This is a genomic window from Paraglaciecola sp. 20A4 (assembly GCF_011378905.1).
Taxonomy (GTDB): domain Bacteria; phylum Pseudomonadota; class Gammaproteobacteria; order Enterobacterales; family Alteromonadaceae; genus Paraglaciecola.
This window is the reverse complement of record NZ_WTPY01000007.1, coordinates 33,814-46,368: the sequence shown is the minus strand read 5'-3', so window position 1 is coordinate 46,368 and position 12,555 is coordinate 33,814. Positions and strand designations below refer to the sequence as shown.

Annotated in this window: 10 protein-coding genes; 3 read left to right on the top strand and 7 right to left on the bottom strand. The window is 42.9% G+C overall.

Annotated features, from left to right (window positions below; all coding sequences use genetic code 11):
• Nucleotides 1-147 precede the first annotated feature (147 nt).
• Both glp and GQS54_RS09590 read left to right on the top strand, forming a co-directional pair.
• Complete coding sequence (gene glp, locus GQS54_RS09595; RefSeq protein ID WP_166423783.1) at nt 148-1,413, top strand: gephyrin-like molybdotransferase Glp; 1,266 nt, start codon at nt 148-150, stop codon at nt 1,411-1,413.
• Nucleotides 1,414-2,778 carry an MATE family efflux transporter gene (locus tag GQS54_RS09590; protein WP_166423782.1) on the top strand — a complete coding sequence of 455 codons (1,365 nt, stop codon included), beginning with the start codon at nt 1,414-1,416 and terminating at the stop codon, nt 2,776-2,778.
• Between the two features lie 304 nt (nt 2,779-3,082).
• Here the strand turns inward: GQS54_RS09590 and GQS54_RS09585 are convergent, their stop codons facing one another.
• Nucleotides 3,083-3,706: a transporter substrate-binding domain-containing protein gene (locus GQS54_RS09585; RefSeq protein ID WP_166423881.1), complete on the bottom strand. Its 624-nt coding sequence runs from the start codon at nt 3,704-3,706 to the stop codon at nt 3,083-3,085.
• Nucleotides 3,707-4,065: 359 nt separating this feature from the next.
• On the opposite strand from GQS54_RS09585, the gene GQS54_RS09580 reads away from it, so the two are divergent.
• Nucleotides 4,066-5,562, top strand: a complete 1,497-nt coding sequence (locus GQS54_RS09580) for a hybrid sensor histidine kinase/response regulator (RefSeq protein WP_166423781.1) — start codon at nt 4,066-4,068, stop codon at nt 5,560-5,562.
• A gap of 112 nt (nt 5,563-5,674) precedes the next feature.
• Here GQS54_RS09580 and GQS54_RS09575 read toward each other — a convergent pair whose 3' ends face one another.
• From GQS54_RS09575 to GQS54_RS09550, 6 genes are all read right to left on the bottom strand, one after another.
• Nucleotides 5,675-6,076 (bottom strand): hypothetical protein, encoded by a 402-nt coding sequence (locus tag GQS54_RS09575; protein ID WP_166423780.1) that lies wholly within the window; start codon nt 6,074-6,076, stop codon nt 5,675-5,677.
• A 347-nt stretch (nt 6,077-6,423) separates the two neighbouring features.
• The gene (locus GQS54_RS09570; RefSeq protein ID WP_166423779.1) at nt 6,424-7,674 is read right to left on the bottom strand and encodes a GGDEF domain-containing protein; all 1,251 of its coding nucleotides are present in this window, start codon (nt 7,672-7,674) and stop codon (nt 6,424-6,426) included.
• 641 nt (nt 7,675-8,315) lie between these two features.
• The gene (locus GQS54_RS09565) at nt 8,316-8,693 is read right to left on the bottom strand and encodes a VOC family protein (RefSeq protein ID WP_166423778.1); all 378 of its coding nucleotides are present in this window, start codon (nt 8,691-8,693) and stop codon (nt 8,316-8,318) included.
• Nucleotides 8,694-8,942: 249 nt separating this feature from the next.
• Nucleotides 8,943-10,148 (bottom strand): ThiF family adenylyltransferase, encoded by a 1,206-nt coding sequence (locus tag GQS54_RS09560; RefSeq protein WP_166423777.1) that lies wholly within the window; start codon nt 10,146-10,148, stop codon nt 8,943-8,945.
• Entirely contained in the window at nt 10,145-11,749 is a 1,605-nt protein-coding gene (thiE, locus tag GQS54_RS09555) for a thiamine phosphate synthase (protein WP_166423776.1), read from the bottom strand. Before thiE ends, GQS54_RS09560 begins: the two co-directional genes overlap by 4 nt.
• Nucleotides 11,750-12,553 carry a thiazole synthase gene (locus GQS54_RS09550; RefSeq protein ID WP_166423775.1) on the bottom strand — a complete coding sequence of 268 codons (804 nt, stop codon included), beginning with the start codon at nt 12,551-12,553 and terminating at the stop codon, nt 11,750-11,752.
• Nucleotides 12,554-12,555 lie beyond the last annotated feature (2 nt).

The window sequence follows — 12,555 nt, the reverse complement described above, 5'->3', positions numbered from 1 at the left end:
TAGACATCAGAGTAACCACTGGTTTTATAAGACATTTTTTCACACAAAAAACGCCGTATTTATTTCACATTTAGACTTTCGTTGTGTGCCCCTTGTCAGTAACATTGTGGGTAGCTAAGTTATTTTTCGATTGAGTAGCCTTATTTTATGATAGTCAGTTGCGACACCCCTGGTTTGTTACCTATATCGCAAGCGCTAAATGCGATGCGCGGTGCTATTTCTGCCGTTAAAGATTATGAACAATGTAGTCTTATGTGCGGGCGCGGTCGAATTTTGGCTGAAGATGTTATTTCTAAGGTAAATGTACCGCCTAGTGACAACTCCGCTATGGATGGTTACGCCATGGTTGCCGCCGATTTACAAGAAAATGACACCTTAGAATTAATTGGTAGCGCTTTTGCCGGTATTCCATTTGAAGGAGCAGTCAGTAAAGGTCAGTGCGTGCGCATTATGACTGGCGCCATTATTCCAACTGGTGCAGACGCTGTCGTGATGCAAGAAAACACCACTGAACGTGTATCAGTGGCGGACACTAACAAGCAGCAAGCAAAAATAATCCAATTCACCCAGCGTCCCAAGTTGGGCAACAGCGTGCGCAAAGCAGGCGAAGATATATGCCAAGGTGCGGTTGTGCTTAAAAAAGGCACTCGCTTACTACCATCACATTTGTCTTTGTTGGCGTCGGTCGGTATTGCCAATGTTTTGGTGGTACGGAAATTAAACGTGGGTTTGATTGCCACAGGAGATGAATTGGTATCACCAGGCGAACCGTTAAAGGCAGGCCAAATATACGAAAGTAATCGCTATGCGCTGCATGCAATGTTGCAAGAGTTTGGCGCCAATGTCATTGATTTTGGTATTGTCCAAGACAAGCTCGACAGTTTAAAGCAGACGTTTGCTGATGCTGACACTCGCTGCGATATCGTGTTGTCATGTGGTGGGGTTTCAGTGGGCGATGCCGACTATGTGAAAGACGTATTACAGGCATTAGGTAGCGTCAATTTTTGGAAAGTTGCCATTAAACCGGGTAAACCGTTTGCCTTTGGTAAGCTTAGTCAAGCGTGGTTTTGTGGGTTGCCCGGCAATCCAGTATCCTCTTACGTAACCTTTGAGCAGCTAGTCAAACCCGTACTTGAAACGTTAAGTGGCCAAACGCGTCGCCCTACCCTTTTACTGAATGCCACCGCAGATTGTGACATACGCAAAGCGCCCGGTAGAGCCGATTATCAACGTGGTATTTACCGCCTTGATAGCAATGGCGAGCTATTTGTTAGTCCAAATGGCAAGCAAGGCTCAGGTGTAATGAGTAGCATTGCCCACGCTAATTGCTATATCGTTCTTCCCCAAGACACTGGCAGCATCGAACAAGGTAGCACAGTGCAAATACAACCTTTTACTTCATTGGCTTATTAAGTGACCCTAAAAATAGAATTCAAAGCTTTAGCCCATTTGGCTTGGCCGTTATTGATTGCCCAAGTAACCCAAACATTAATGGGCGTTTCAGACACCATTATGGCTGGGCGTTTTTCAGCCACCGATATGGCGGCCGTTGCCATAGGCTTTAGCTTTACTATGCCGATGTTGGTTTTTATCCAAGGTCTAACCCTCGCCTTGCCGCCGATTATTTCCCGCTTTAATGGGGCAAAACAGGTTGATAAAGTTGCCAATGCCAGTTATCAGGTGATGTGGTTGACGCTATTTTTCGCTGTGCTCGCGCTTGTGCTGAGCTCGTTTTTAACGTTTCTCTTTTCGATGATAGATATGGAGCCTGAACTGCGTACCATTACAGTTGACTACGTACGCTTTGTGCTTTACTCAATGCCCGCCTTTGCTTTGTATCAAGTGCTTAGAAATGTCTGTGAGGGCTTATCTATCACTAAGCCCAGCATGATTATTATGATTATTGGTTTGTTGGTAAATATACCGGCTAACTATGTGTTTATTTACGGAAAATTTGGTGTACCGGCATTCGGCGGAGCCGGTTGTGGAATTGCAACAGGTTTAGTATTTGTAGCCATGATGTTTGCCACTTGGATTTACACCCTTAACTCTAAAAAGCTACAACAGTACGCTTTGTACACTCGTATTTTTGCGCCAAATATGCATGACATCTGGGCTAGTTTAAAACTCGGCTTACCTATCGCGTTAACTATATTATTTGAAGTGACACTTTTTACAGTGGTCGCTATTCTGCTTGCTCCTTTTGGCTCTACGATAGTAGCAGCCCATCAGGTCGCTCTGAACTTCTCATCGTTGATGTTTATGTTACCTCTTAGCCTAGGCATGGCAACCAGTATTCGTGTCAGTCACCTGTTAGGCGAGAATAAGCCGCTGCAAGCAAAAATGGCTACCCGTGCAGCTTTGCTCATGGGTTTAACCACTGCCACATTAACCGCAACCATGACCTATCTTGCCAGAGTCCACATTGGCGAGCTTTATAGTAATAACGCTGAGGTTATCAACATGGCCGCTGGGCTAATGATGTTAGCCGCACTATTTCAATTTTCAGACGCAATTCAAGTGGTATCAGCTACCGCACTGCGGGGTTATAAAGACACTGCCGCCATGTTCTATTTAAGCTTTATTTCCTATTGGGTAATAGGCATGACAATAGGCTGCATTTTAGCATTAACCGATTGGATTGTGCCGCGGATGGCACCAGCCGGTTTCTGGATTGGCTTTATCTGTGGATTAACGTCAGCGGCAATATTGCTTGGATTGCGCCTGCGCCATATTCAGCGTAAACAAGAAAATATGCCGGTCGAAATTAGTATCTAATGCTGCATACGGTGGTATAGCGAAATCATCGTTAAGCTACGGTGCATAATTAAATCTATTGGCGGTGTGTTGCCTTGCTACACTTTATCTAGCTAAAGCGAGGTGCAACGTGTGTTGCTGTGCGAAGAGCGATTGACTAAGCAGTCAAATTAACCCCTTGGTTTACTTCGTTCAGGCTAACGTTCTTGACTAGTTAATAAGGTCAAATCAAAGTTAAAACGATAAGCATAAATACACTTTTCTATTTTCAAACTAGATTTGGTGTTATTTGCTAATGGTTAGTGATAAACGTCGCCATTCAATTTTAGTCGCGTTTTAACGCATAGTGTTCACGACGAATAGTCGCAAATTCATGATTGGCGATAGCGGCTCTAACCGCCGACTCAAACAGGTATTTTTTGCTAATAAGCGGCGAATTTTGGCTTATAGTCACATAATAGCTATTCACTTCGATAGGTTGGTATTTCGCTAGAACAATATCTTTTTGCAGGCCCATTTTAATAATCTGGGGTAGTGCACTTTCTTGAAAATGAACAAATGTATTAATTCTTCCTTTTTCCAATAACTCTATCTTTTGTTTTAGGGTCGATACAGGAACCATTATCAGGTCTGACTCTTGGTTAAACCTGTCAAAATATTTTGCGTTGCGGGTAACGCCAATACTCATGGTCTTTAAGTCTGCAAAACTCTGTAGCCCATCTACATTCTTTTTAAGAATAAAAAAGGTATGTCTTAGGGTTTCGTAACTTGGGGTGATATAAACCACTTCGTCCTGTTTGCCATTCTCACGTTGCAACCCAACCAACATATCTAAATTTCCTTGACGGAACTCCCTAATTCGTCGTGCAAAAGGCATTGGAATAATGTCAATTTCCATATTCATATGTTTGGCAATATTTTTAAGGTATTTGACTTGCAGACCATTGATAAACTCTTTGGATACAGAGCTTCGTATGACCTCCTGTCCAGACGAAAAAGCTGAGAAAAAACCCAAGACTACAGAGAAAAACAGGATGTGAAATCGCATAACTAAACCAATAAAAAACAGTGGTATATTATTACCCACAGCAAAGCTTAATCCAATAGTAAAAAACCACTTTCTAGCATGTCGACCTCCACTTACTCTATTTATCTGTTATCCAGATATTTTTGCTACCAAATTTATCAGATAAATATGGACATCCCCCAAATGAAAAAGCAAGTCTCTTATCTAACACGACATTAATTACACAAACTGTTATGTTGCATATATTGATTGTTCTATTCAGTTACTAAGCACTAATGCCCTTGCAAGAAAATAGTATTATTTTTAAAGATGCCTTTGAAATGATCCGCGGAATTGTTGTCATTCTAGATTCTAAGGGACAAGTCACCCAATGTAATTCTTACTTCGTAGATCTAACAGGTTATGTCGCGAGCGAGATAATAGGCGTGGATTGGTTTGAGACATTTATTCCGGAAAACGACAGAGTAGCCATTCGTGAGTTTTTTAACAAAGTCATGAGTAAAGGTCTTAATGACGGATATACCAATTCGATCCTGACTAAGGATGGCGAGCAACGCATTATAGAGTGGCACTCCAAAACGCTGGATAAAGCGAATGGCCAGATCACCGGTATGTTGTGCACTGGCTTTGATGTGACCGAACGCACCGCTATCGCAGCAGAGTTAGACAAGTCTAAAAAAATTGCAATAGCTGCCTCGCAAACAAAGACACGTTTCTTAGCCGCAGCGAGCCATGATTTACGTCAACCTTTACAATCATTAGGGTTATATTTGGCGGCATTGTCAAAACTGTCGGTTCAATCAGAACAAGAAAATATAATCTATAAAATGCGTCAATCCCTCAGTACAATGGGAGAACTAATTGATTCACTTCTGAATATTTCGAAGCTCGATAGCGGGTCGATCACCGCAGATCTATGCGACGTCAACTTACAAGAGTTACTTGAGCGAGTTGTTATTAACAACATTCAACAGGCCCAGAGTAAGGGGCTTCAACTTGAGTGCGATACAGTAGATTTTGTCGTTCACACGGATCCTGGATTGCTAGAGCGCCTTATCGAAAATTTGGTAACAAACGCGATCCGATATACCGAACAGGGTCATGTGCGGATCAATTGTCTGCGTGAGCGAGACTCGGTGCGAGTAGCAATAAGCGATACAGGTATTGGAATACCAGAAAATCATATTAAGAGTGTGTTTGAAGAGTACTACCAAGTTAATAATCAAGTGCGAGATAGGCGCAAGGGTCTGGGCTTGGGTTTGTCAATCGTTAAACAAATAAGCCAAATACTTGATCACTCACTCGATGTTACGTCTGTGCCAAATGATGGGTCAACCTTCTCAGTAGCAGTTCCTCTTGGTCAACTGAATACGAACACTAAGGCAGAGGTGCTCAAGAAAATAGAGCTTAGTGGCCACGATCCCGTAGTCCTGTTTGTTGACGATGATCCGGCAGTTTTAGATGCAACGACTATGTTATTAAGCGTGTGTGGTATGAAAGTACACAGTGCTTTATCTGGCGAAGACGCTCTCGCCATCGTCGACGCCGGTATTCGTCCTGATGTCATCCTTTCAGACTACCGTTTACCTAAGTACAATGGTATCGAGGTCATTGACCGAGTGCGGATAGCAACGGGGACTAATCTACCCGCTATACTTGTCACTGGGGAGGCATCAACAGAGGAAATTGACAACAACAATCTGAGCAATTGCAACGTGCTGCAAAAGCCAGTCGATCCAGATAAGCTTATCGCGCTTATCAATCACCTCTGCGATTAACGCAAGTCGGTTGCTGACTATAAAAGAATCGGCGCAGTGATACGTATATGAACAAACAACGAGCAAGATATGCCCTAGCAAGTTAGTTGACTTGCTAGGTAAAAACTCAACGTTATTTGCTTTCTTCTACGGCTTTTTTCCCTTTAATCGATTCAGCTATCGCTTTAAATTCATAGGTAGGATAAATATCAGTTTCAAAAATACCCCAAGCCGATTTTTCAACGGCCAGGTTAAGTGTTCGCAAATCTTTTGGATGGACCTTTACTGTTATCACCTGCCCTAGTCCCATCATGACGTACCATGAATCAACTTCCATACCCTTGGGAGGAAAAGACTGCCAAAATCGATTCTCATCCATCTTTGCCTGCAGCTCAGTTAGGTTTTTGTCTTGTTGATGTTTGAGGACTATTGTAATCAGTATTTTATCATCATCAATAGTATAATCTTCATCCGCTTTTGCTACGTGAATGAAGCATAACGTAGTGATTAAAATAAACTTGGAAAATATGTTCATAATTTTACTTGCTGGGTTAAATAAATGATTATCTTCTCATGTTGAAGAAAGAGAAAATAGTGCTTTAGAAGGCGCTATAAAATTAGTCCAGAATAAATTTACCCAAGCCCATTTGCCCCCTTGATAAGTGCCAAGCCTCGTTATACATAATATGATCCGTAGGGAATTTATGCGTTATATTTTAGTGTCTGCTACGTTCTAAGATGTATTTAATATTTGTCCCACTGATAGTTTGCAATTCGTTCATAGCTCTATCTATCTAACTAACTAATCAACTACCCAGTAGGGTCAATCTATTATCGGCGGGTCGATTACACGGCTTTTCGGTAGTCACTTCCCAATAGATATTAAAATACGACACAATTACGTCCAGCACGCTTGGCTCTAAATAATGCGTCATCAGCACGCGTTAATGATTGCGCAGAGTTTGAATCATCTTCGTGGTAAGACGAAATACCAATACTCATCGTCACATGGATTTCCAGGCCATTTATCTCGATGATGGCGTCTTTTATCGTTTGGCGAATACGCTCACCAACCTGAACTGCTTCATCCAAAGAAGTGCTGGGCAGTACGAGGATGAATTCTTCGCCGCCGTAGCGTCCAGCTAGATCATAGGGCCTTAAATTGGCTTTGACTTGCTTCGCAATATCAACGAGTACTTCGTCACCTACTAGGTGACCGAACGTATCGTTTATAGACTTAAAATGATCTACGTCTAACATCATGACACATAGCCATTTTTGCGTTCGTTTTGCCCTTAAAAATTCGAGTTCAAAAAACTCCATCGCTTTGCGGCGATTGAATATGCCCGTTAAACTATCGACATTGGCGAGTGATTCAAGTGTAATATTCTGTTCAGACAATTTTTCATTAGCCGCTAGCAACACTCGATTAAAATATAAAACAACCTGATAGCCTAAAAACGCCATTGCGAGCATTACTACGATTAGCACAAATAAAGGATATGACATTCCATCAACGGCATTAGAAATGTGTTCAGATATAAGTGGTTGATCTATTAATTTTATGGCTTCTTCAGCCTGCTTGACACTGAACATCCTAGCCGTCAAAACGTACCCGACTAGTACGACCAATAAGCTCGAAATCGCCACTGTGACTGTCTTTCGGGTGTTCGTAAAGACCGCGTCTTTATCTTTTAAAGGATGAAGCCACGCTTGCACATAAGAGCTTGAAAAATATAGTATTGGTAAAACAATGAGTAAGGAATGAAGCCACTCTCCCAACCACCAACCTTGCCAAACGGCAAACGTCTGATGGATGCCAATTTGATTGGTGTGAGTCCAAATAAAAGAACCAGTAGAGCCGGCTAGTGAAGCCAGCAATGAGATCAGTACGAAACCAACAATAGCGTTCGAACCGCGCATGTCAGTGCGAAGCTGAGACACACGATAAAACAGCGAATACATCAATAATCCTAATGGATTAGAAAATGCAAAAATTAACGCCCAATACAACGGCATCCCCCCTACCAACGCTACAGTAAAGCTGGCCAAGTAAGCCACAATTGCTCCCCATAAATACCCATACCAAAGTACAATGGGAATACAGATCAAGGTTGGAATATAGATTGTCATGTGTAAGGTAATCCCAAATACATTGAGATTAATACCAGTCCAGTTTAGATAACGTGTAAGGGTACTGAGAGCAATACTGATGGCACATACCAGTAACCATATCAAAATAGCATTGCGAGCACGGCCAGGCTGAGAGAGATATTTGACCGGTTTGAAAGGCAAGGATAGGTTATTTAGCTTACCAGCCGAGTCAGCATCACCGTCGTTTTCGTGGTTTTTGTTGGTTGAATTTTTCAGTATATTTCATCTAAAAATGTGGATAAATTATACTAGCAAACAACCCAGCATTAACCCAGCGAAACGTAGCTTACGGATAACGAGCTCTTTTCATATTTTTTAGCCAGACGAATTTGGCATTGGGCCTTACAACTCATTTACCCTAGCAAGTTATAAAACCTACACAACTTAATTATAGGCAATCAAGTTTCAACCACAATCCTTGGCGCTAAGCCATGCCCACCCACATACGTAATAATTTAGAGTATTAAGCAGCTACACTTCACAAAAGCTATGTTTTAAATCTGCGCAAAATAAATACAGGAAGAGCGCTACATTCTAAAACAGCGCCTTTATACTCATATTATTTACGTAACTTGATCGAGTTTCGACCGATAACAGCCGAGCCATTTTTTTATCACTTATCATAGTTCAGAGTGTAGGCCGAACATATTACCTTCAGTGTCAGTTGCAAGGGTGCAAAAGCCATATTCACCTATTGACATTTTTGCCCTTTCAATTTTACCACCAGCTTCTTCAACGCGGCTTTCCTCAATGGCACAGTCTTCGCAATTAAAATAAACCAGCGTGCTATTGCCACCGGCGGTGACACCATCCATTTTAACTAACGCACCAGATGCGCCGTAATGTTCCATATCAGAAGGAAATACCCACATTTGGGCAGGATCGTCTGAAGGGACGGTTAACGGCTCTAAACGTCCCTTTAGCACCGCTTCATAAAATAGTTTTGCCCTTTGTATATCATTCACATAAATTTCAAACCATCCGACTGGGTTACTCATTTCTAGTTCTTCTTCATATTATCGGTAATGAGCAATAAGTGTGGTCGGTAGTTCGGAGTTGATCAAATACGATTAGTTGAATTTTATAACCTAACGGCCCATAAAAAAGATAGTTTCGACCTAGGAGTTGTTGAAAGATTGGCCTTGCAAGTCGATGCTCAAATCGTTTATTTGCAGTTAATCATAACTGTCATTATTCGCGGTAGTGAACAGCACCGATTATTGAGTGATAGTAAAAACGACTCTAGCTTATAGTAAATTCTCACGTAAATGCTCATGAGTCAGCAGCTCTGCTAGGCCACCTTTTAAATCATAAACTCGAAGATAGCCCAGTGAACGCAAATTTTCACCAGCCTTGCTACTGCGTACACCGGATTGACAATACAGAAATATTGGGCGAATAACATCAGGGAATGACTTTCTGACGGCGTCTATGAAATCGCCACTATCACCCATGCACTGCCCCCCTATGTTGAAACCTTGATGCTCCAATCGACTTCTCACATCAATTAATAATAGATTGTTCGTTTGGGAAAGCCTTTGAACAAAAACCTCTGGCGTTAATGTATCCGACTGTAAGTTGGTTTCACATACGCGCTTTTGTGATGCGCTATTTTTGCTTAGCGCCATGGTATCAATTTTTGTATGAGCATCAGGTACAGCAGTGCCAGTTGGTCTGTTGAGAAGACGCTGACCGTGAGTATGTTTTGTTGTGATACCGCAACATGCACACTCCTCATTTTTTGCCAGCGCAATCGCCCGAAAATAATTACGAGCACCATCATAAAGCTGCAACTTGCCTTGATACGCCTCTACAGTGCCGAGTAAAAAATGCAGACAAGTATTGGCCTGTACAATACCCAATAACCCCGGCACGGTACTGAGCACCCCAGCCCCATTGCAATCAGGTATATCAGGAGAGATCTCAGGAAACACACAGTGAAAACAGGCAGTTTCAGCAGTAAACAGAGCAACTTGTCCGTTCAAACCTAAGACACTGGCATATATCCAAGGGGTTTTAAAGTGCACACAAGCTTGATTGATAAGCAAACGAGTAGCGAAGTTATCGCTGCAATCGAGCACAATATCCGCGCTTGTGACTAACTCCTCTACATTGAGTGGATTCAAATACGTCACAATTGCTTGAACCTCGATAAATGGATTATTTGCCATCAGGCGCTTAGCCGTCACCTGAGCTTTAGCTTGGCCGATATCGTTATACCCAAACAGTATTTGGCGGTGTAAATTTGATTGTGCAATAAGGTCATTATCAATCAAAGTAATATGCCCCACCCCAGCAGCGCCCAAATACTGCGCGACGGGGCATCCTAAGCCACCGGCGCCAACAATCAAGACACGCGCATTTTTTAAGCGTTGCTGACCGATAACACCCACTTCGTGCAACTGCACGTGGCGCTGATATTGTTGCCATTCACCTGCACTAAATATACTCATTTTTGTGTAATCGCCAACAGAGCTTTTGTGGCGGCAATCGGATCCTCCGCGTGGGTAATTTGGCTTATCATCGCAATACCCGATACGCCTAAAGCATGGATTTTTTGCGCCCTTAGTTGATCAATACCCCCTATGGCGACAAGCGGATAATCTAGCAATTTCTGCCAGTATTCGAGCCCTTTTAACCCTTGAGGCACCCAAGGCATATCTTTACTGTTAGTCGCAAATACCGGCCCATAAGCAATATAAGAAGGTCGAAATCCATGGGCCGTAGCGACCTCGAAATGACAATGAGTACTAATACCAAGCCGCAGCCCAGCAGCATAGATTTGCGTAATTTGCTTAACCCTATCACTCTTCGCTCGTATCAGATCTTCTTGACCCAAATGCACACCATATGCACCATGCTTAATAGCCAATTGCCAATAATCGTTAATAAATAATCGACACTGAAAGCGCTTGGCAATGCAAACGGCTAAAGATATTTCATCTTCAAGAGCTTGCCCGGTTAAATCCTTGATCCTTAACTGGATAGTGCTCACCCCCAAGGGTAACAACGTTTCAAGCCATGCAGCGCGATCAACAATAGGGTATAAACCCAAAGGTGTGTCGCCAATATCAGGAAATGGCGGTAATATTTGATGTTTACTTGCGTGTTCAGAAGAACATACATCATGTTGAGCATCAAAAAGTAAAATAGGTAAGCTTGTTTCTTTGTCTGGAAAGGCCTGCACGTTCACCGGACCTTTTGCTAGCTCATTTTCGTTGTCTTTTTCAAAGCCACTTGAAATACCTTTTTCAATGCTTAGTCCTTTTGCACTTAATAAGCCTTGAGTAATTGTCATTTTAGCGATTACCAGTGCATCTTTAAGGCAATACCCCAGAGCCAAACAACTGGCAATGGCTGATGCAAGGGCACAACCTGTTCCGCGAGTGTGCCGTGTTTCAACTCGCTCGTTTTTAAGCCAAAATTGTTCATCAGATGTACAAAAATAGTCCGCTACTATGTGTCCATCGTTCGCTGCGTGCCCGCCTTTTATTAAGACAGCCTTGACACCCTTAGCGACAATCATCTGAGCGGCATTTTTAATATCGATAGCATCTCTAATTGATATACCCGCGAGCTTTTCTGCTTCTGGGATATTAGGTGTAACTAAGGTGCAGTGGGGTAACATTATATCGCTAATCGTATCTTTGTTCAGGCTACTATCAGTCCTTAGAGCGCCGCCGTTTGTTGCCTGTCTTACAGGATCGAAAATAAGCGGGATACCAAGGGCTTGTTGGGTATGCGCAATAATGTGCGCTTGTTCGTTATTTGCGATTAAACCGGTTTTGATAGCCCTAGCAGAAAATACCGACAGCGCGCGTATCTGCGCGTTAAACATGTCACGGTCAATGGCTTGTATTGCTAACATTTGCTGATTGTTCTGCGCAGTAACGGCGGTAATCACACTCAGACAATGCGCGCCAAGAGCATGTTGTACTTTTACGTCCATTTGCATACCCGCAAGCCCAGCACTATCGCTACCCGAAAAGGTTAATACCGATGGTTTACTTGCCTTCGTATATGGATGACTGACATCAGCTAAGCTGCTTATCATCTATCGCCCCTCACGTATGGGCAGCGTTTGATGCCAAAAAGGTGTACCTAACACTGGCGTGCTAGGTTTGGCTAAGTCCCGTTGTTGCATTATCCCCGCCTCAAAACCAGCACGACCCGCAATTATTGCATCACGAAATGCGCTGGCCATAAGACTGGGATCACTCGCTTCGGCAACCGCGGTATTTAATAACACGCCATCAAACCCCATTTCCATGACGCTTGCCGCATGAGATGGCGCACCGATTCCTGCATCAACAATCAAGATAGTGTCGGGTAATCTCGCTCTAAGCGTTTTTAAGGCATAAGGATTCATCAATCCTCTGCCTGTGCCAATAGGTGCTCCCCAGGGCATAACAATTTTGCAACCTGCCGCCACCAAGCGCTCAGCGAGCACAAGATCGTCCGTAGCATATGGGAACACTTGAAAGCCTTGGGATATTAACTCCTTAGTGGCCTCTAATAGCGCAAAGGGATCAGGCTGTAAGTTATACTCGTCCCCTAACACCTCAAGCTTTATCCAATTTGTCGCAAATAACTCTCGTGCCATATTAGCGGTATTTATGGCATCTTTAGCGCTATAACAGCCTGCTGTGTTGGGTAAAACATGGCAGTTCAGGCGTTCAATATGCTGCCAGAATTCATCACCACCTTTATATTCAGGTGATTGACGACGAAGTGATACGGTCACCACTTCGGCAGATGATGCTTTGATAGCTTGGCTCATAATGTAAGGCGAAGGGTAAATAGACGAACCGATTAAAAACCGACTATTGAGGATCACATCAGCAAGTTGCCAACTCATAA